Origin of the sequence: Bacillus sp. Brlt_9 (assembly GCF_051948935.1) — a bacterium.
Taxonomy (GTDB): domain Bacteria; phylum Bacillota; class Bacilli; order Bacillales; family Bacillaceae_G; genus Bacillus_A.
Map to the genome: position 1 here is coordinate 77,990 of NZ_JAYJLO010000004.1, position 20,302 is coordinate 98,291.

The 20,302-nt window shown below is 34.7% G+C and carries 19 protein-coding genes and 1 pseudogene; 7 read left to right on the forward strand and 13 right to left on the reverse strand.

The window, feature by feature from the left end; genetic code table 11:
• Positions 1 to 43: 43 nt before the first annotated feature.
• Positions 44 to 520 (forward strand): hypothetical protein, encoded by a 477-nt coding sequence (locus VF726_RS16895; RefSeq protein ID WP_440170382.1) that lies wholly within the window; start codon positions 44 to 46, stop codon positions 518 to 520.
• Positions 521 to 576: 56 nt separating this feature from the next.
• Here VF726_RS16895 and spoIIP read toward each other — a convergent pair whose 3' ends face one another.
• Both spoIIP and VF726_RS16905 read right to left on the reverse strand, forming a co-directional pair.
• Positions 577 to 1,707, reverse strand: a complete 1,131-nt coding sequence (gene spoIIP, locus VF726_RS16900) for a stage II sporulation protein P (RefSeq protein WP_440170384.1) — start codon at positions 1,705 to 1,707, stop codon at positions 577 to 579.
• A 255-nt stretch (positions 1,708 to 1,962) separates the two neighbouring features.
• A complete protein-coding gene (locus VF726_RS16905; protein ID WP_440170386.1) occupies positions 1,963 to 2,655 on the reverse strand; it encodes an ArsR/SmtB family transcription factor in 693 nt (230 codons plus the stop codon).
• 69 nt (positions 2,656 to 2,724) lie between these two features.
• Between VF726_RS16905 and VF726_RS16910 the strand changes: the two genes are divergently transcribed.
• Positions 2,725 to 3,195, forward strand: a complete 471-nt coding sequence (locus VF726_RS16910) for a DinB family protein (RefSeq protein WP_046959855.1) — start codon at positions 2,725 to 2,727, stop codon at positions 3,193 to 3,195.
• Positions 3,196 to 3,392: 197 nt separating this feature from the next.
• On the opposite strand, the gene VF726_RS16915 is transcribed toward VF726_RS16910, so the two are convergent.
• The 8 genes and pseudogenes from VF726_RS16915 to VF726_RS16950 form a co-directional block, all read right to left on the reverse strand.
• Entirely contained in the window at positions 3,393 to 4,541 is a 1,149-nt protein-coding gene (locus VF726_RS16915) for an acyl-CoA dehydrogenase family protein (protein ID WP_440170390.1), read from the reverse strand.
• Positions 4,542 to 4,693: 152 nt separating this feature from the next.
• The gene (locus VF726_RS16920) at positions 4,694 to 5,326 is read right to left on the reverse strand and encodes a YdcF family protein (RefSeq protein WP_000662223.1); all 633 of its coding nucleotides are present in this window, start codon (positions 5,324 to 5,326) and stop codon (positions 4,694 to 4,696) included.
• 331 nt (positions 5,327 to 5,657) lie between these two features.
• The gene (locus VF726_RS16925) at positions 5,658 to 6,245 is read right to left on the reverse strand and encodes a GNAT family N-acetyltransferase (protein WP_440170394.1); all 588 of its coding nucleotides are present in this window, start codon (positions 6,243 to 6,245) and stop codon (positions 5,658 to 5,660) included.
• A gap of 428 nt (positions 6,246 to 6,673) precedes the next feature.
• Positions 6,674 to 8,002, reverse strand: coding sequence for a YjiH family protein (locus VF726_RS16930; RefSeq protein WP_440170396.1), 1,329 nt, complete (start codon positions 8,000 to 8,002; stop codon positions 6,674 to 6,676).
• A gap of 112 nt (positions 8,003 to 8,114) precedes the next feature.
• Positions 8,115 to 8,993, reverse strand: a complete 879-nt coding sequence (locus tag VF726_RS16935) for an aminoglycoside phosphotransferase family protein (protein ID WP_440170398.1) — start codon at positions 8,991 to 8,993, stop codon at positions 8,115 to 8,117.
• A gap of 3 nt (positions 8,994 to 8,996) precedes the next feature.
• Positions 8,997 to 9,509 (reverse strand): GNAT family N-acetyltransferase, encoded by a 513-nt coding sequence (locus VF726_RS16940; RefSeq protein ID WP_440170400.1) that lies wholly within the window; start codon positions 9,507 to 9,509, stop codon positions 8,997 to 8,999.
• Positions 9,490 to 9,959: pseudogene (locus tag VF726_RS16945) on the reverse strand (DUF2691 family protein). Before VF726_RS16945 ends, VF726_RS16940 begins: the two are co-directional and overlap by 20 nt.
• Positions 9,960 to 10,118: 159 nt before the next feature.
• Positions 10,119 to 11,300 carry a YhgE/Pip domain-containing protein gene (locus VF726_RS16950; protein ID WP_440170402.1) on the reverse strand — a complete coding sequence of 394 codons (1,182 nt, stop codon included), beginning with the start codon at positions 11,298 to 11,300 and terminating at the stop codon, positions 10,119 to 10,121.
• 170 nt (positions 11,301 to 11,470) lie between these two features.
• Between VF726_RS16950 and VF726_RS16955 the strand changes: the two genes are divergently transcribed.
• Complete coding sequence (locus VF726_RS16955) at positions 11,471 to 12,088, forward strand: TetR/AcrR family transcriptional regulator (protein WP_440170404.1); 618 nt, start codon at positions 11,471 to 11,473, stop codon at positions 12,086 to 12,088.
• 21 nt (positions 12,089 to 12,109) lie between these two features.
• Here VF726_RS16955 and VF726_RS16960 read toward each other — a convergent pair whose 3' ends face one another.
• Both VF726_RS16960 and VF726_RS16965 read right to left on the reverse strand, forming a co-directional pair.
• Positions 12,110 to 12,820 (reverse strand): NAD(P)H-dependent oxidoreductase, encoded by a 711-nt coding sequence (locus VF726_RS16960; protein WP_440170406.1) that lies wholly within the window; start codon positions 12,818 to 12,820, stop codon positions 12,110 to 12,112.
• Between the two features lie 19 nt (positions 12,821 to 12,839).
• Positions 12,840 to 13,715: a DMT family transporter gene (locus tag VF726_RS16965; RefSeq protein WP_440170409.1), complete on the reverse strand. Its 876-nt coding sequence runs from the start codon at positions 13,713 to 13,715 to the stop codon at positions 12,840 to 12,842.
• A 120-nt stretch (positions 13,716 to 13,835) separates the two neighbouring features.
• Here VF726_RS16965 and VF726_RS16970 point away from each other — a divergent pair, with 120 nt between their 5' ends.
• Positions 13,836 to 14,702: a LysR family transcriptional regulator gene (locus VF726_RS16970; RefSeq protein ID WP_440170411.1), complete on the forward strand. Its 867-nt coding sequence runs from the start codon at positions 13,836 to 13,838 to the stop codon at positions 14,700 to 14,702.
• A 52-nt stretch (positions 14,703 to 14,754) separates the two neighbouring features.
• On the opposite strand, the gene ppsA is transcribed toward VF726_RS16970, so the two are convergent.
• Positions 14,755 to 17,361 (reverse strand): phosphoenolpyruvate synthase, encoded by a 2,607-nt coding sequence (gene ppsA, locus VF726_RS16975; protein ID WP_440170414.1) that lies wholly within the window; start codon positions 17,359 to 17,361, stop codon positions 14,755 to 14,757.
• Positions 17,362 to 17,807: 446 nt separating this feature from the next.
• Between ppsA and VF726_RS16980 the strand changes: the two genes are divergently transcribed.
• From VF726_RS16980 to VF726_RS16990, 3 genes are all read left to right on the forward strand, one after another.
• Complete coding sequence (locus VF726_RS16980) at positions 17,808 to 18,470, forward strand: DUF1796 family putative cysteine peptidase (RefSeq protein ID WP_440170416.1); 663 nt, start codon at positions 17,808 to 17,810, stop codon at positions 18,468 to 18,470.
• 193 nt (positions 18,471 to 18,663) lie between these two features.
• A complete protein-coding gene (locus VF726_RS16985; protein ID WP_440170418.1) occupies positions 18,664 to 19,521 on the forward strand; it encodes an MBL fold metallo-hydrolase in 858 nt (285 codons plus the stop codon).
• Positions 19,522 to 19,809: 288 nt separating this feature from the next.
• Positions 19,810 to 20,286: a YndM family protein gene (locus VF726_RS16990; protein ID WP_440170420.1), complete on the forward strand. Its 477-nt coding sequence runs from the start codon at positions 19,810 to 19,812 to the stop codon at positions 20,284 to 20,286.
• Positions 20,287 to 20,302: the final 16 nt, after the last annotated feature.

Below are 20,302 nucleotides of genomic sequence, written 5' to 3' on the forward strand. Positions count from 1 at the left end.
GGTATATTCTTCATATATTATACAATTAAAAGGAGAACAAGTTATGCTTCTTACAAAAAAACATTTCATTATTTCTAGTTCATTTATTCTCATCGCATCACTTTGCACAATTACTTTATTAACAAAACAAAATACACAACTAGATTCCACTCCTTCTAAAGTAGAAGCAAATGAAACGATTACTCTTTCATCAAGTGAAACAAATGAACTCCAAACATTTCGTTCGTTATCAGTTAATGATACACATACATTCCGCGGGTCAGTCGGTACCGGATTTGACTTTAGTGGTCTTGGTGATTTAAAAGTCACCGTTAAAAATATCGGTACAAATGCATTTACATATTCAATCAAATCACCAGATGAAGAGCCACTAGTAAAACATACAATACAACAAAATGAAAGTAAAACCATTACTTTACGTTCATTCATTTCCACTCCTCGGCCAGGAACATATTATTTGTCCGCTTATAATGAAGATGGATCTGAGAGTAGCATGGGACTTGAGGTACAGCCTGAATAACAATAGAAAAGGAGTAACCCCCTAGCTCTTCTGACTGGGTGTCACTCCTTTTTATTTTAATTATTTTTCTTAGTTACCTGATTATAATATTGGCTAAATGCTTCTACTAATGCGTCAACAGAAGCGTATAATTCTTCCGGTGTATTATCTACCCCTCCCATTTCAATAAGTAATGCATTTGGAGATAGATCTTGATTATATACTCCGTTTCCGCTTTTACGATCTTTAATAAAAATCCCCCGGCTTAAACCGTAATACTTCTCATCTAAATATGAATTGATTGCCGTTACTATTTTTTTATTTTTTTCAAAGTTAGGATTTTCTCTTCCTAAAATAAAATAGAGCCGAGCATAATTCTTTCCGTTAATATTTTTTGTTGTAATATTTTTTCGTGCATCATCTCTATGAAGGTCCATTGGAAACATAATATTTTTATCTTGTGCTAATTTATCTTGTAATATTTGTCGGGACCCTTTGTAAGATTGAGCCCAATTTAAATTTTTATTTCGTAGAAAATCCCTCATATTTGTCGTATCATGTGAAACACCTATTCCTTTTTCTTCTAACTTTTGTTTTAAATAGTTTCCAACAAACGTAATATTCACTTCATTATTTGTACTAGAGGCATCATTAGGTTTAGTAGCACCTGGAATGAGAGGAATAAACGCCTCCCAACTATGTGTATGATAAATAAAAACTTTATTTTCACCGTTATTTTGTGTATTTGAATTGTTTTCTTTCTCACTCTTTGGGTGCTCAATAGCAGTACCTTTATCTTTAATATTCTCTAAAGGAATACTGGATTCTTCAGGAATGTTCGTATAATCTGTTCCTTCCCCTGCAATTAATATTTCTGAATAAAATTGATTCATATTCGGAAGTTCCCTGGTTAATAAACTTCGAAGGTCATTTACATTAATATTTGTAGAAAGTGAAAGTAAAAAAGATTCCAAAGACGCCTGTCCTTTTTCTTTATGAAATTCTTCTGCAAAATAACGATTTTCACTTCCTATCATATACATAAGGCCTTTAGTAGAATTCGTTCCTAATAACTGATTCATATAATATGATTTAAATACGCTAGAATTACTAGAAATGAAGAATGAAGTGAGGATACATATAATCGTGAATAAAATACATATCACTACATATCTTACATTTAATACTTTCAGTTTCACTTTATTCATTTTATATCTCCCTTCATTTACTATATTCTTACGCATAATTTTTAAGTAATATGATTAATAATTTAATAGAATTGACTCAACTACTATTTTTTCATTTAACCTCTTCCTATAAAGCCAATGAGGTTAAAGTTTCCTTGCGCAAATATCATCAAAGATTTTAAAAGAAATTAAATAACCTGAGTCTATATAAATATAGAACTCAGGTTATTTCATACCGCTTACTCGACAGGAGGCACTGTATTTTGATGGACTTTTTTATTTATCCATGTCAATACCTAATTGATCTTTCAATAATTTCATACCTTTTTGTGTAAGATGGACAGCCCGACTCTTATCCGTTTTTGTAATCCATTCCTGTTCCAAAAATAGTTTTGCGATTGCAGATCCTAACCAGCCAGAAATATGGTAGCGTCGTTCACTCCAATCGAGACAAGGTTTTGCAAATATTCTCCTCTTTATATTTGCCGTTTCAATATTTATCCCAAAATTCAGAAACCACTGCTTACCTTGTTCCGTTACAACATATTCTCCTTCCTCTAAAATTAGAAATTCCTTATGTAGTAATTTTTCGGTTATCTCTACACCGAGTTTGCCTGCAAGATGGTCATAGCAAGTTCGAGCATATCGAACTCTTTTTAATTGATCCGATTGTTTTAAAGAACGAACTTGGACTGTTGGTGCGATTGTTCCCAACTTTTCAAGAACTTCTGCTACCTCTTGATTAGCAAGTCGATAATACCGATGTCTACCATGTTGTTCAACCGTAAGTAGACTCCCCTCTACTAACTTAGAAAGATGAGAACTAATCGTTGGGTGTGACACCTTTGCCATATAAGCCAATTCGCTAGCAGGTAGTGCCTGATTATTCATTAAACAATCTAAGATAATTGCTCTTGTAGGTTCAGCAATTAGTTTAGCTATATATGAGATATTCGGATATACATTCATATTTCGATGATACCCTAACTGTTAAATTGATACAATTATTTTAAGTTTAATAGTAAAGGAGAATGTATTATGAATGCAATTGATCTTAGTATATTAAATTTGAAAGAAACGAGAAGGCGCTCAGAAAAATTATGGAATTCTCTTCCCGATAATTTTCTTAATTGGAAGCCTGATCATGAGGCCATGTCTTTTGGTGAAATGATTCGTCATGTTTGGACCTCAACTTTTTACTATCATATGATTTTAAAGAACAATGGCTCAATAAATGACATACATATCCCATATGATGACGAGCCAATTACTTGTGTAAAAAAAGAAATTGAATTGGCACAATCATACTTTACTGATTTCATAGAATATGTTCAATCCATAAGCATAGCTGAGCTAGATTCAACCCTTATTGATCGAAGCGATGTTGGCTATCAAAGATATTTAGGCGACATGCTATTACGAATTGCCTATCATGATGCGGTCCATGCTGGTCAATTTTTACAATATTTACGAATGATAAACTTGGAAAGACCTTTAATTTGGGATTAAAAGTTGTCAAACTAACATTGCAATAAATATTCTTTCAGCCAATAACAATCCAAAATCATGATAACCATTTATATTAAAAATCTACATCTCAATTTGGTACGTCGTACACATAAAAAGCACGTGTTTGATTAGTAATCAAACACGTGCTTTCAAAACAACTATATTGTCCATAAACAATAAAATGTAAGTTAAAAAAACTACGACCGAAACGCCGCATCCGCTAACATAGACAGTGTTACATCGTCCATCGGGGGATTGTGTAATCCTGCTCTGACGTTTAAATAGTAACGGTGAAGCGGATTTTTTTCTGATAAACTTTTTGCCCCTACGATGCGCATTGCTTTATCTACAATTGATATCGCTGCATTCGTTACGGCATATTTCACTGCTGCTAATTCTGCTTGCAATGATAGTTTATCCTCTGCTTCATCGTACTTTTTCGCAATTTGATATAAAAAGACGCGAGCTTGCATAAGCTCGAGTTCAAATTCTCCAACTAATCTTCTAACATTCGGTAATAAACTAATAGAATGGTTTAAACTATTTGGTTTGTATGATCCCGCAAACTGAACTGCATAATTTCTTGCTGATTGTGCAATTCCTAAATAACATGCTGGTATATGTAGCAACCAGCCAATACCCTTTTGTTTCACTTTCCCGCCTTTTACATCCGTAAAAAAACGGTTGTCTATCTCTACATTTTGTAAGACCAGGTCGTGGCTAGCAGTCCCTCGCATTGCAACGCTATCCCACGTTTCTTCAATGGATACACCGAGTGTATTTCTTGGAATGACAAACTCACCAACTTCTTCTTGGCCTTCCATACTTGCTGAAATAATAAAATAATCAAGTACTGGCGCCATCGTTGTAAAAGTTTTCCTTCCATTTATAACCCACTTCTCGCCTTGTTGAACCGCTATTGTTTCTGGTTTACCGCCACGCGTCGGGCTCCCTGTTTTCGGTTCTGTTGCTGCCCTGTTAAAGAGCGCCCCATTACGAACTTCTTCGCAAAACCATTTGAACATCTCATCATTCCAAGAACGATTTTCCGCCAGCTCTTTCACAATACCAAGATGCCAGCCAATCGATAATGCAGTAGCTCCGCAGCCTTCCGCAATTTTCTCTTGAAATAAAACGAAGTCATATAAAGAAATCGCACTACCACCAAATTCCTTCGGTAACGTTAATTTCGTATATCCGATATCTTTTAAATCATTTATATTTTCATACGGAAATGATCCTAATTCACTTAGTTGATGCTCCCTTTCCATGAACTTCGGAATCAATTTATTTATTTGTTCAATAATGAAAGATTGTTTTTCTGTTTCAACAAATGAGAGTGCCATACTATAATCTCCTTTATGTTCGATTCATGAACCGTTCATTTTGTCATTATGATTATATGAAGCTACCTCTCTATTGTTTCACTATTCCGATAAAAATACAATGTTTTTGACTAATAAGAAAAGTTCCTATTTAAAGATAGGTTCTTTTCTTATTAGTCTCCCTTCAATGCCTTTAATGGCAACGAGGTTACATATCCAATATACGAGAATAATTCTTTAAAGAAGAATGGTATTTCTGTATCTAACGTTTTATATGCTGATGTCGGCGTTGGTGAAGCATACGCTTCAATATTAATATGTTTTGCGATTCTCATTGCGCGTTTCATATGAAGTGGATCACTTACAATCGTGTATGTGCGTATTCCGTTCTCTATTCCAACTTCCTTCGCATTCTTTAAATTTTCTTCAGTGAAAAGGGATTTTGTTTCAATTAAAATATCTTCCTCTTTTACACCTTGTTTCATTGCATATACTCTTGCAGTACGTGCTTCCTCGAGCTCTGCCTCGAACTTTGTGCCACCTGTAAAAATAATCTTTTTAATATTTCCGTTCTTATATAAAGAAATCGCATGATTAATTCTTTCTTTAAATACAGGAGATGGTTTTCCGTTCCAAGAAGCTGCTCCTAGTACGATACCAGCATCCGTTTTCACGCTATCATCTGTTTTAAAACGATAACTCCAAATATCGTAAGCTGCATAACTTACATATAAAATAGCAGAACAAATCATTAGTAAAAATACTTGAAAGATTCGTCTTTTCTTACTCTTCTTATTTTCTTTCATTTGTAATTGCCTCCGTACATCATCCATACTTCTATAAAAAAACATTTATATCAAAATCGTTTTGTTTGAGTTTATTTAAAAGAAGGAACTTTACTTGTTATTTATGTATAAAAGGGTTTTCATTTAAAATTGAGGATTATCAATTCATTTTCATTTGCGGTTTTCATTACATGTTTTAAATTCATAAGTTTATTACCATACAACTACATTGTAACGAATTTTTTCTCAGAAGGGAACGACGAAACAAAAGGAATTAAAATAAAGTAGCATTTTGTAAGAAAAAAGGTATATTTTTCATGTATTACAAACAATATACCTTTCAAGACACGAATTATAGCTTTTCTTTATACAACTCTAATTTTTCTAACAATTGTTCTTTCACGTCTGGCCATTCACTCGAGATAATACTGTACACAACTGCATCTCTCACATAACCATTCGGTAATTTTCTTTCATTTCTAAGCACGCCCTCTTTTACTGCGCCTAACCTTTCAATTGCTCGTTGTGCTTTTTCATTTCTTGCATCCGTCTTAATTTGCACTCTCAGCATATGCAGCTTTTCAAAAGCATACTGGAGAAGCATATACTTACACTCTGTATTTATACTCGTACGTTGCACACCTGGATGATACCACGTTTGTCCTAACTCGACTGTTTTATCTTCTACTGAAATATTATATAGACGTGTACTTCCTACAATCGTATTCGTCTGTTGATCCACTACAACGAAAGGTATTTCATTACCCCTTCCATAACCCTTTATCGCTTTTTGAACATATTGCTGCATATCTTGCACAATATCCATTTTAGAGATTAAATACGCCCAAATATCCCGATTTCCTTCTACAATCGAAAACAAAGTTTCGACATCATCACTATCTATTAACCGTAACTTTGCTCTTTCGTGAATGATTTCCATTTGTAAGCCCCCTTTGTTGTTACTATATCATATAAAATAAAAACGTTTTATATGAATAATAGAATATTTTTTTAAAGAATTCCTTTTCAAATATAGTCTTCTCGTATAGGGTGGGAAGGTTCATCCACAACCTTAAAAAAAGAAATTTTTGATAATTTCCAATAAATTCTATATAATAATAAACGGGAGGGGATAAAAATGCTAGATCAAATTACTTGGGGAACGCCAGGCAGCTTATTATGCTTAGGATTCTTTTTTGCAGGACTAGGAATTTTCTTAAGAAGCATTACGTCATATACGAAAGATAAGTAAAAATATCCCAAGACGTGGTAGTTGTATATTTTCACGTCTTGGGATATTTGATTTCCTTAGCTTAATAGTGATATGGAAATCCCCTGCTTTTGTTATAGCTCTATCTTTTAAAAACTTTAAAGCAACAAATAAGCAATCGGCGTAATAATAAGCAATGTTAATATCGTTCTTTGTACATAGAGAATAATAAGTTCCGATACTTTTAACGGAATGTCTGTCGATAATATACACGGAATGGAAGCTGAGAAGAATAATATAGATGATACCGAAACAACCGCAATGACAAACTTTGTCACAAGTGGTGCACTTACAACTAAAAGAGAAGGTAAAAACATTTCTGCGATACCAACGGATGCCGCTTTAGCAGCTAGTTCTGCTTCTGGTAGTTGTAACGCCCACGTAAATGGATAGAAAATATAACTGATCCAATCAAATATTGGCGTAAACTTTGCCAATACGATACCAAGTAACCCTACTGACATAATCGATGGTAAAATTCCCATCGTCATAATAAAACCGTCTTTTAAGTTCACTGCGATATTTTTCATAACGCTCGGTGCAGATTTTGATACTTCTAATGCATCTTCCCAAGCACGTTCTAACATTTTCTCCTTATAAACAGGCTCTGGAAACCCTTCTTCCGTTATGTATGTATCTGGCTTTCTACTAAGTGGCGGGATTCTTACGGTGATAGCAGTGACGATGAATGTTACAACGAGAGTAGTCCAAAAATAAACATTCCATAAATGCATAATGTCTAATGTTTTTGCGATTATGATCATAAATGTTGCGGATACTGTAGAAAAACCTGTAGCGATAATCGCTGCTTCTTTTGTCGTATACTTTCCTTCTTTGTACACGCGATTCGTAATTAATAAAGCCAAAGAATAACTCCCCACAAAGGAAGCAACCGCATCGATTGCTGACCGTCCTGGTGTTTTCCATAACGGCCTCATAATTGGACGGCAAAACGTACCGATAAATTCAAGTAATCCGTATCCGACTAATAATGCTAAAAAAGCCGAGCCAATTGGAACGAGTAAACTTACCGATATGACTAATTTTTCATACAAAAACGGCCCTACATCTGGCGCAAAGAACCAAGCTGGTCCTACTTTCAAACAATATAATACACCAAAAACGACGCCAACTACTTTTAAAATAGAAAAACAAATGTCTACGATGGATGTATTCCATTTTTTTGTATAAAACGGATAAATCGCCCCCATTATCATAACGAGTAGAGCGTAATAAGGTACTACGCTCGGAACCGAAGTCCGAATCCATGATACGATATGATCAATCATAATGGAAGAAGCACCGTTTATCGTAACTGGTACGAAAAACATAAACACCCCAACTAGACTAGCGAGTATAAACCGAAGAATAATCCTCTTGTCACTCCCTGTCTTAATTACATTCCTTTTTAATTCAATTTCACTCAAAATTCGACACCTCCTATTATCTAAATATTCTGTATAATTATGTTGGATTCCTTCTTTCATTTTCTAATATTTAATCATATGAAAAAGCCTATTTTAAAATAGGCTTTTTCTACTAGCTCTCATAATCATCCACAATGACTAGAATGACACGATACGATTCTTCTGCCACTTTCTTATTACTAGTCTTATTCTCATCATATGTAATTAACGCTTTCCATAGTGCCCATCCTCTCGCTCTATTCCACGTTTCTTCACCTATTTGCAATACTTCTTTAAATATTTTTCTACTACTTTTATCAAAAAATGTCCATGCCATCGCTGCATCACAAGCTGGATCTCCTACTCCTAAAATACCAAAATCAATTACAGCACAAAGCTTTCCGTCCTTAACGAGTAAATTTCCTGGTGCAACATCTCCATGAATCCAAACTGGCTTACGCTCCCATGTTGACTGAAGTGCTACATCCCAAAGATGCTTTAATACTATTTCATCAAAAACATCCTTATTATTTTCGATAGCACCTCTCGCCTCTTCATCATATACAGATATAAGCCCACCTCGGTAAAAATTATGTGCTCCAGCTACCGGTCCGTTACTCGCATCAATAGATTGCAATTCTACTAAAAATGATCCTAAGTCTGCTGCAAATTCACTTAAGTCACGAACATTTTGTCTCGTAACTGTCTCTCCCTCTATCCACCTATTAATAGACCAAGGCCATGGATACGCTTCAGATGGATTCCCTTTCGCAAGTGGTGTAGAAATCGGTAAAGAGAGCTCCTTACTTAATATAGGTAGCCACTTATTTTCCTTCTCTACTTGCGGTGCATATGCCGCATCACTTGGCAATCTTACACTCATCTCATCACCTAGGTGAAATGTTCTGTTATCATGCCCACTAAACTTTACAGGTTTCACTTCTAAATGTGCCCATTCAGGAAACTGTTCCCCTATTAATCTTTTAACTAAACCAGTATCAATTTGATTCATTCACTATCCCCTTTTCTTTTGAAACTTACTAAGTCCATCTGTACTGCCAACATATTCAAAACCATTTCTCTTATAAAAGTCATTCAATATGCGATTATGCCCTACACAATCTAATTTTAAAAACTCTTTGTCATGTTGCACATTCTCTTCTATCCACCGTAACATCCATTCTCCGATTCCGTTCCCCTTATACTTCCGGTTCACCGCAAATCTATGAATATACAACGAATCAGAAACTTCCTCTTTACCAAAAATATATTCATCCCATTCATTTTGTTTAGGAGAAACTGTAACCGTACCGACAATTTCATCTTCTTTCATAACAACATATGTATATTTCTCTCTTATAGCTTCTAATATTTCAGCTGTAGCTTCTTCTCCTAAAAGGTACTGCCACTGATCTACTTCTTTATGTTGTAGCCACTGTGCTATCTCTTTTAATAGAGTAATAATGCGATTGATTTCCTCTTCAGTAGCGGTTCGAATTGTGTATTCTTTAATTGTAGTTCTCTCCATATTGCCGTTCTCCTTCATTTTCATCTGTAACGTATTCCACGTAAAACCCTAAATCATGTGCATTTTCATACATCAATTCAATCGCTTTTTGTTCTTTTGCATAAATTTGTATGTACTAGCATCCACTGCTAATACGACTACCTCACACTTACTTTCTTTAAACTCTTCATATGTTTCAATATCTATTGCTTCTTCTCCTTTTGGATATGCCTTTAGATCTGCAAAAATAAGATAATATATGTTGTCTTTAAATAACCTGTTCAAATCCGATCCTTCCACTACACTTGGTTCTTCTGGAAATAACGCTTCATCCAATCCACCACGTGCTACTAAGTATAACTCCTCACTCCCTGTCCACCAATCATATGAAAAAATATCAATCGGCTTTAGCACTTTCCAAAACAGATTATCATATTCATTTGGAATATCTACTGTAATTCCTCTTTTCATTTGTTCGCTCCTTTCTTGTGTATTGGCGTTTTTATTTTATACATTATATAACACAATTAACTACTACATCTTAAATATCTCTTCTATGTTACCTAGCTTATATCTCAACATGAAAAAACCGCCCCACTACTAGTGAAACGGTTTTTCCTCTACTATTTTTTAAGTATTTACTTCCGTTTTATGTTCCTTTACTACACTACGTTTTAAAGCTGTTCCAAGTATGATAACCATGCTTACTATACCAATCCAAACGAGTACAGTAAGCGGAGCATTCCAAGCCAATCCTTTTCCGAAGAAGAAGATTTCTCTTAGACCTTCTATCATGAATCGCATCGGTAACCAAGAGTAAATCCAGTCTTGGTAAAATGGAGACAACATTTCAGGCGCTAATGATAATAACGGTGCACCAAAGAATAGTAAGAGAGCAAATATACTGATTCCCTTTAGTCCGACTATTGAAAGTACCGCCGATATCATTAAGAAGAAACTAAAGGACGTAATAGTTAAAAACAGTGCCGTATCAGTGAAATTAGAAATATTTAACCCTACCATTCCATCCGCAATCCATGTAAGAGCGAACCCAATGACAAATGCTGCGACAGCCCCTGTTATGATTTGTTTTAGTTTTAATACGAATTTTTCTTTTCTTGTACCTACTGGTATTTTACTTATCGCAATAAAGATAATTGCTGCGCTCGCTAAACTTGCAATCCATAACGGTTGGAATAAAGAAATTGGCGAGTTACCGTTCGCACTGTTTTTGCCAATTTCATTTACATTTGTTACTTTCTTTGCAATCGGTGTGACTACATTTGAAACTTGATCTGCTGTTAACGTAACTCCTTTTGCTTTATATCCTTCTAATAGTTGCGCGCGAACAGTATTGTTCATATTATCAACTACCCCATTTAACATTTGCCCTGCCATAGTTGATGCTGCTGTATTCATTCCTTGATTTATAAATATTTCTACCTCTGGCGAAGATGGCTGTGGTGTTCGTAATGATGATTGTTTTGCGCTAAAGTCTTTCGGAATGACTAATGCTGCGTAATACTCTTGATTATTTAAACCTTGTTGCACAGATTCCTTATCTTTTACTTCTATCCACTTGACCGCAGGTTCTTCCTCTGATTTTGATGTCTTTTTCATATTATCAACAATCGTTTGCCCCATGTTCATTTTCGGTTGATTCGGGATTTCTACTCCTTGGTCCTCATTTACAATTGCGATTGGTAAGTTTTTCGGCTGAGGTTGAACGGTTGGAAATAACGTTAATGAAAAAATAAAAACTACGAGTAGTGCAATAACTGGTGAGAACAATAAAAGTTTATTTTTAAACATTTTCTTTTCTCCTCCTATAATTTGATTTATAATAACCAACAACGTGTTGTTTATTTATATTTGAATTATATGTTCGAGTTGAACCTTATACAATAATCAGAAATCGTGAATGTGTCGGTTATAAGACACATTCTTGAAAAGTGTTGAAAAAAATTAAGGAGGGACATGCTTTGCGCGATAGTAATTTAGATTTGCGTGTTATTCGTACGAAAACTGCCATACGAAATGCATTGGTGGAGTTAATTGAGGAAAAAGGTTTTGACGCCATTACAGTGAAAGATATTACAACGAAAGCAAACATTAATCGCGGTACTTTCTATGCGCATTATCAAGATAAATTTGATTTAATGACGAAATGCCAAGAAGAAATTATGTATGAGATGTCTAGCATTGCCAAAAAGAAATTTCCAGAAGTGATTGCGGATCTTGGATCAAACCCTTCTTCAACAATGCCGTTTCTACTTATCACTTCTATTCTTGAATTTCTAAATGAAAATAGTGGTTTTATAAAAGCTGTACTGAGCCCAAAAGGAGATTTATCATTCCAAACAAAACTGAAAGAGTTTATGTGGAAAACACTATTTGAAGATACGAACGGTGCTCTCATTAATAAAGAAAATTTACTTGTTCCAAGTCAATACTTAGCTTCTTATATGGCATCTGCTCATATAGGTGTCATTCAGCAATGGTTAAATAGCGGGCAAAAAGAATCACCTGAGGAAATTGCTCATATTTTATCAACAATCGCAGTTCATGGACCTTTTTATGCGGCTGGCTTAAAGAAATAAGCCAGCTGCATAAGATAGATATTATCTATACTCTATTTTCAGTTGATGATTTTCATCATAATGAGAAGCTGGATGATATGAGATAGACGGTATTTCAGAAATATTTTGCAAACGTTTTTTATATTCTTCTAAATAACACTTTCGTTCTTCTTCATTATGCGACGGAGTCCATGCTATAAATGGTTCGACAGGTTGTAAACCAGAAAAGTAAAGCATGCCATGATTAATATGGTAAAGGATCTTCTCATGAATATCCCCATCCATTCCGTATGGCGTATAAGCATGTTTAGGAGAACCGGTTGTAGTAGACAACATCGCTTTTCTCCCTTTAAGTCGACCCGTATCATACCTTTCATCTCTTGAATAAATAAATCCTGAAGCAAATACTCTATCAAACCACCCTTTCAAAATAGCAGGAACAGAATACCACCATAACGGAAATTGAAAAATAACAAAGTCTGCCCAAAGAAGCTTTTCTTGTTCTTCTCGAATATCAGTAGAAAAATTGTTTGTGTTAGTTGCATGCTTTTGTTCTACTGCATATTTTAAAAACTCCTGATTTTCTCGCTTGATAAAATCTTCACTATCGGCAACTGCTTTAAAATTCATAGCATATAAATCTGATACTTTAACTTGATGACCTAGAGCTGTTAATTCTGAAACAGCAAGATCTTTTAAAGCTCCATTAAATGACTTAGGTTCTGGATGAACATAGATAATAAGAATATTCATAGTTTCATCTCCTCTTTCTTTAGTAATTCAAAATTTCATTTTCTTTTTTGGGTGTGCGGTTTGCTACAAAAACACCTATTAAAATAACTGATGCACCTACATATCCTTGCAATCCCATATTTTCATGTAAGAAAATAAATGCAAATATTGCTGAAAAAATCGGTTCAAGCGAAAAAATAAAGCCTGTACTTTCAGGTGTCGTATACTTCTGAGCAATTGGTTGCATCACAAAACCATAAGCAGAACAAATGAATGCTAAACCAAGTATTGCAAACCAATTCATTCCCCCTTCTGGTACAGTAGGTGTTTCAAATATAAAAATACCTATGCTTGCATATACAGTAGCGAACCCCAATTGGAAAATCCCCAAATTCAAGACGGAAACCTCTCGAGCAAAATGATCAGTCACTACAATATAGATTGCATAAAGAAAAGCAGCAGTCAGACAATATAACGACCCAGTAGCAAAAGAAAGCTCATCTTTAATTGTAAGTAACGCTAGACCAATACAAACAATCATAACTCCTAATAATATGTTCCTTTCAGGAGCCCTTCTTGTTATAAAAGTTTGTAACATAGGCAATAAAATTACTGTGGTACTCGTTAAAAAACCCGCCGAAGAGGCTGTAGTTGTTTTTATTCCATATGAAAGAGCAATAAAAATACCACATAACAGGGCACCAACGATTGCACTATATTTCAATGTTTTAATATCAACATTCATTACTTGCTTGTAGAATATTGTCACCATAACGATACATGCAATTCCAAATCGTAAAGTTACCATTGTAAATGGAGCAATAGCATCCGCACAAAGTTTCATAAAAATATAAGATGTTCCCCACCCCATTGAAACAGTTATTAAAATTAAATTTGCTTGTTTTTGTGTTAGCATAGTACGTTCCTTTCAACATTAATTTTAAGATTGGCTAAATCATATCATTCACATTTACATTAGTAAAACAAATGTTTATTATATAAACATTAGATATTCTAATGCAAAGGAGATACTACTTTGAATCAGTACTATGCGTTTATTCAAGTTATAGAGTCCGGCAGTTTTACTAAAGCAGCTGAAGCAATTGGTTATACTCAATCTGCTATTAGTCAACTTGTACATTCTTTAGAGGAAGAACTGTCTACAACTCTTATTTTGCGTTCTCGAACAGGTATTACGTTAACACCAGATGGTGAGGAATTTTTACCATATATTAAAAAAATCTATCACTCACATTTGGAGCTACAAGAAAAGAAAAAAGAAATGCGTGGCTTGCACAGTGGTCTAATCCGAATTGGTACATTTTCTAGCGTTGCATGTCACTGGTTACCTGGTTTAATAAAAGATTTTAAAAAACAATATCCAGCTGTTCGTTTCGAATTACACCAAGGGGACTATACGGTGATTTCAAACTGGATTAAAGAAGGTAGTGTAGACTTTGGCTTTGTGAATCCAGAAGCTGTATCAAAACTAACAGCAATTTCTTTACAGGAAGATGAAATGCTTGCTGTACTTCCAACAAATCATCCTTTAGTAAGTCAAAAGAAAGTCGCTCTTAAGGAATTAACAAATGAACCATATATACTTTTGGATGAAGGTGAAATAAGCGAACCATTAACTGTTTTTAACCAACATAATTTTGAACCTAACATTCAATATCGTGTACATGATGATTATGCAATTATGTCAATGATAGAGCAAGGACTTGGCATTTCAATATTACCGAAACTTGTCTTAAATAGATCTCAGTATAATATTGTAACAAAGTCCATTTCTCCACCTGTTGTTCGGACAATTAGCTTAGCATACAAAGACAAAAGGGTTTTGCCAATTGCAAGTAGATATTTTATTGACTTTATTATTGAAAAGTATAGTAACCAATAAGATTTAGAATAAAAAGATCATCCACTATAATAGCGGATGATCTTTTACTTAATTACAGCACTTCAATATACCCTTCTGTTCCATGTACACGAATTCGTTGACCGTCTTTTATTAATTTCGTAGCATTCTCTACTCCGACGACTGCTGGCAATCCGTATTCACGTGCAATCACTGCCCCGTGCGTCATAAGTCCTCCAACTTCGGTGACTAATCCTTTTATAGACACAAACAATGGTGTCCAGCCAGGGTCAGTAAAAGCAGTAACTAATATATCCCCTTCTTCTAAATTCGCTTCTTCCATGTTTAAAATAATGCGAGCTCTTCCCTCAACTACTCCAGAAGAAACAGGCAGACCAACAATCGCGTCAGCCGGGAGATTTTCTCGTTTATATTTACCTGTAATGATTTCTCCATCAGACGTCATAACGCGGGGAGGCGTTAGTTTTTTATATAATTTGTAATCATTTTTTTGTTTATGAATAACCTCGTAATCTAGCTTATTCGTGCGAACAACTTCATGAAGCTCTTCAAAAGTTAGGTAGTATATATCATCGACTTCATGAATGACACCGTTCTGCACAAGTTTCTCGGCTTCTTTCAGTAATGCCTGCTTATATATGAAATAACGATTAATCATGCCGTATTTTGGATATTCACGATAACCGATAAAATTACGGATATTACGAATCATTCGCTTCGTTTCTTCTACTTTTTGTTTACCATCCGGCAAATGCTGCAATCGATCTACTAACTCTTCTTCTTTTTTCAAAGCTTCCTGTAGTCCTTCTTCAAACTTCCGCTTACTCGCGCCAGCTTCAAAGTCTCTTATATTATTTAAAATCATTGGGATGATTGTAGTTGGCTTTTCACTCCAGCGCATTTTCGTAATGTCAATTTCTCCGCTACATCTCATTCCGTATTTATTTAGAAATGCATCGATTGCCTCTCGAGCTTTCTCCCCACCTTTAAACTGAACTAGTTCATCTAAAAAGCTATCATCTTCTACATGCTGTAAATACGCAATAACTTCTGGATATGACCGAATTACATCTGCAACGTCCAGTAATGCTAGCCCCATTTCAGACGTAATATTATTTTGTACCGATTGAGAAAGCGTGTCTGCTGCATTCTTTTCACCTAGCCATTGCTCCATCTTTTCATTAATCCATGTTGAAGCATTCATACCTGCCATAATGACAGCCATACTTTGCGGATGAAATAATATTTTCTTTAATTGCTGCATATCTTCCAAAATAAAATCCAGTACATCCACCCCTGATTTCGTTTGCATGTTTCGTTTTAACTCTTCAATTGATGCTTGATTCATTTCTATTAAATCCGTAACGATTGCTGGATTGTTTTCGACTTGTGGTTGCGAACTTGTAAGTGGTCCACTTTTACCAACACTCTTTTCTTTTTCATCATCTGGTAACAATGTAATAAAATCATCTCGCTCGACTACAGTCGTTAATGCATCTTTAATAAGCGGTTCCGAATTCCCTATCATATTTAATAAAAGTTCTCGACTAGTAGGCGAAGCCAATCTTTGTGCAACATCAACAAACAACCTTCCTCCAGCTTGAAACCTCTGTCCAAAAGATGTTAGCTGGAATAAAGACATTCCGAGTGGCTTCAAAGGATCGGTCATCATTTGCTGGTGACCAACCGATACATACACATGATTTTCCCCATCATTTACTTCTGGTATTGGATATAAAGTCGTGATTGGGCGACTTTGGACAATATAAAATGTATCATCCACTAAACACCATTCGATATCTTGCGGACAACCAAAATAAGCTTCAATCTGTCTTCCAATCTGTGATAGTCGTAAAATTTGTTGTTCAGACAATGTTTGAATTTTTTGCTGATCCGGATCAATCTGTTTCGTCTCCGTTCCGCCCTCTTTTAAAGCATAAATAGCTAATTTTTTAGTTGCTATCATCTTTCCGGTAATTTTTCCTTCTTTTACTTTATAATTATCAGCAGAAACGAGTCCTGATACTAATGCCTCACCAAGTCCAAAACTGGCATCAATTGATAATACCTTTCGGCTAGATGTAATTGGATCAGCAGTAAATAGAATGCCCGAAGCCTCAGGGAAAACCATTTTTTGAACGACAACACATATAGAAACTTGATTATGTTCAAAACCATTTTGCATGCGGTACATAACTGCTCGCTCTGTAAATAAAGAAGCCCAGCACTTTCTTACATGCTGTAAAATCGCTTCTTTTCCGATAATATTTAAATACGTATCTTGTTGACCTGCAAACGAGGCATACGGTAAATCTTCAGCCGTAGCACTAGAACGCACGGCATACGCATGTTCATTTCCAAAACGTGAGAGATAATGAGCTACCGCTTCCACTACATCAGAAGGGATTTGTACTGCCATAATGACTTCTCTAATTTCCTTACTCATTTCACCAATTTGAGCTCGGTCTTCAAGTTTCAACTTGGTTAGCTGCTGCAACAAAGTTTGAAGATTTTCATTTTGCTCGATGGCCTTTTCATATCCTACCGTTGTCACACAAAATCCTTCTGGCACCTCTATACCTTGAATGTTAGATAACTCCCCTAAATTCAAACCTTTTCCGCCGACGAGTGAAAGCTGCCCCTTTTCTATTTCCTGAAAATCGAGAACGAAAGAACTCATATAACATCTCTCCTTACTATGCATGTGTTCTTGATTGTAGCAGGAGTAAATGAGAAGAAACAGTCTATTTCGAATTTGATTTACATGATATAATTAAGTTAGGAAGAGATTAAATAATGCCCTAGTTGCATAATGAAGCAACTAGGGCTTCTTATTTCCTCTCAATTTTAAATTACAATTTGTTCACAACTAACTTCAATGTATTTCTGTTTTTCCCCTTTATTATAGAAACGCCATGAATTATCACTCACAATTCTTACCTCAACAAATGGTACATAACTCGAAATACGCCTTAGTTTAACCTCCTGTGAGCCTTTTCACAGGAGGTTTTATACATACATATATTATTTATAATTAACCCGTTCTCCTATTTTTCAAAAGCATATTTTGTGTCATAATAACGCTTTTTAGAATTTATATATACCTTCTAATTTTTCTAAAAAAGGATGATTGTATTGGAAATGAAAAAGCTTCAAGGAATGTATGATGATGTTATTAGTTTAGGGGAAAATTGTTATACTGCTATTCATCTAAAAAAATATAAGCTGCGGAAATATTCAGGTCCTCTAGATTGGTTTGTATCACCGAATCTTTCTTCTATCAACAAATTATTGAAAAATAATTTCGTAGACTTTATGGATTTAAAAAACATGCACGCAATGCCGGAGCAAAATGTCGTGTTTAATGATGGCGTGATACAACCTGTTTTTTCTCATATTATAAAAGATGCAAAATATAACGTAACATCTTATCACGATTTCCCTGTTATTCCGAATGAAGATTGGTTCATCACATACCATGATTTTAAACAAAAATTAGATCGAAGAATTGATAACCTTTACGAAAGAATTCATAATTCTCAATCCATTTTATTTGTTAGATGGGGCGGAAGCTTGACTGAAGCGCTTGAATTACAAACAGTTTTATCAAATATTGTTAAAAATAATTTTAAGATCCTTTTACTCTATCCAACAGGACTTGAAAATGAAATAAACGAATTAGAATGGGGGCTTGATCATGTTTTTCCCGTTCAAGTTTCAAGTAATTATCTAAATAAAAGAACTTGGTATATCCTCTTAAAAGATATACACTTAAACTCAAAAAAATAGTAGAAACTACGACTTTAAAATCAATATTTTTTGTTTGCAATTTATATAAATTGATATGTCTCCACCTTAATTCTAGGACTTAATTTTTGTTTTTTGTAATCCCCCACTCATTCTTTTTTCAAATCCTCCAAAATGGATTCGAGGAATTAGGGAACTATAATGTCGTATTGAAATATATTAAGGGGGATAAAAAGTGGACAATGAAATGAATTATGGAAGTGATTACAAGTTTATTCCGGCAACTTCAATTGAAAGTGGTCATGGCCTCGAAGTATTGCCTGATTTATTTTGTTACACAATTCAAATCGTCAACATATGTTTTGTTGGAAATCCGCATACCGATGATTTTGTTTTAGTTGATGCTGGAATGCCTAAATGTGCAAATGAAATTATCTCTGTCACTGAGAAGCGATTTGGTACAAATAGTCGCCCAAAAGCAATTATTTTAACTCATGGACATTTTGATCATGTTGGGGGAATAATTGAACTCATCAAGTATTGGGATGTTCCAGTCTATGCACATCAAATGGAAATACCATTCCTGACTGGACAACAAAGCTATCCTGAACCAGATCCAACAGTTGAAGGTGGTATGGTAGCAAAAATGTCCCCTCTGTTCCCTAATGAACCGATTGATTTAGGAAATAGCGTAAAAGTACTACCTGCAGATGGAACTGTTCCCCATATGCCAGAGTTTAGATGGGTGCATACACCAGGACACACTCCAGGTCATATTTCATTATTCCGAGAAAAAGACCGAACTTTAATTGCTGGGGACGCTTTTGTTACGGTGAAGCAAGAATATCTATATAAGGTAATTACTCAGGAACAGGAAATAAGCGGTCCGCCTCGTTATTTAACAACAGACTGGAATGCTGCTAAAGAATCCGTTATTAAATTAGAAAAATTAAAGCCTCTAGTCACTGTTACTGGACATGGAATACCAATGTCAGGTGAATTGCTATCAACAAGCCTCAAAACACTCGTTAAGGAATTTGATAAAATTGCTGTACCCGATTACGGGAAATATGTAGATAAAAAGATACATTAAGCACAAGAAACTTTGGCTTTTATATTAAAGAATTAAAACGGTAAAAATTATTAAGTTTAGTAAAAAAATACTGGACTTAGGCAACATCTCGATTATAAGAGTGGAACGCCCCTTTGTGAATAAAGCTCGATATTCCGCAAATACTATCCATAGTATAAGCCTGCTTCTTACCCGGCTTGTACTTCTTACCATTTAAGGATGATTAAAACGGGTTACGCTATATAAAAGCATAACCCATTTTTAATGAAATATTTTATTCCATATACGTTTAAACAATGGAGGAAAATGATGAAACATATTGTTGCTTTATTAATTAAATACACAGCGATAACTGCAGTATTACTAATTATACTTAGTATCTTTAAAGGCATTTCAATTCCTAAAGTATTACTAATTTCTCTTTTCCTTACAGGAGCTGCCTATTTAATCGGAGATCTCTTCATTTTACCTAAGTACGGAAATATGATTGCTACAATAGCAGATTTAGGCTTAAGCTTCTTTGGAATTTGGTTACTAACATCCTTTTTTACTGATTTAGATGCTACTCATAATATTGGACTTTCTTCATTTATAGCCGCTTTAATTATTGGTGGAACAGAAATTTTCTTCCACATTTATATGAAGAAGCTAGTACTGCGTAACGATGATAATTTAAGAAATCACAATCATATTCGTCATGATAAATATGCTATGGAAATGTCAGATGAATATATAGATTCTTCCACAATAAATAAATCCAAAATTGAGGATAGATTTAAAAAATAAAAAGTGGCCAACGCCA

Coding starts and splice junctions, on each gene's coding strand:
- VF726_RS16915 (WP_440170390.1), bottom strand. CDS start 4,541: ATGGCACTCTCATTTGTTGAAACAGAAAAACAATCTTTCATTATTGAA.
- VF726_RS16925 (WP_440170394.1), bottom strand. CDS start 6,245: ATGGAAATCATTCACGAAAGAGCAAAGTTACGGTTAATAGATAGTGAT.
- VF726_RS16895 (WP_440170382.1), top strand. CDS start 44: ATGCTTCTTACAAAAAAACATTTCATTATTTCTAGTTCATTTATTCTC.
- ppsA (WP_440170414.1), bottom strand. CDS start 17,361: ATGAGTTCTTTCGTTCTCGATTTTCAGGAAATAGAAAAGGGGCAGCTT.
- spoIIP (WP_440170384.1), bottom strand. CDS start 1,707: ATGAATAAAGTGAAACTGAAAGTATTAAATGTAAGATATGTAGTGATA.
- VF726_RS16920 (WP_000662223.1), bottom strand. CDS start 5,326: ATGAAAGAAAATAAGAAGAGTAAGAAAAGACGAATCTTTCAAGTATTT.
- VF726_RS16905 (WP_440170386.1), bottom strand. CDS start 2,655: ATGAATGTATATCCGAATATCTCATATATAGCTAAACTAATTGCTGAA.
- VF726_RS16960 (WP_440170406.1), bottom strand. CDS start 12,820: ATGAATATTCTTATTATCTATGTTCATCCAGAACCTAAGTCATTTAAT.
- VF726_RS16950 (WP_440170402.1), bottom strand. CDS start 11,300: ATGTTTAAAAATAAACTTTTATTGTTCTCACCAGTTATTGCACTACTC.
- VF726_RS16990 (WP_440170420.1), top strand. CDS start 19,810: ATGAAACATATTGTTGCTTTATTAATTAAATACACAGCGATAACTGCA.
- VF726_RS16935 (WP_440170398.1), bottom strand. CDS start 8,993: ATGAATCAAATTGATACTGGTTTAGTTAAAAGATTAATAGGGGAACAG.
- VF726_RS16980 (WP_440170416.1), top strand. CDS start 17,808: ATGATTGTATTGGAAATGAAAAAGCTTCAAGGAATGTATGATGATGTT.
- VF726_RS16940 (WP_440170400.1), bottom strand. CDS start 9,509: ATGGAGAGAACTACAATTAAAGAATACACAATTCGAACCGCTACTGAA.
- VF726_RS16910 (WP_046959855.1), top strand. CDS start 2,725: ATGAATGCAATTGATCTTAGTATATTAAATTTGAAAGAAACGAGAAGG.
- VF726_RS16965 (WP_440170409.1), bottom strand. CDS start 13,715: ATGCTAACACAAAAACAAGCAAATTTAATTTTAATAACTGTTTCAATG.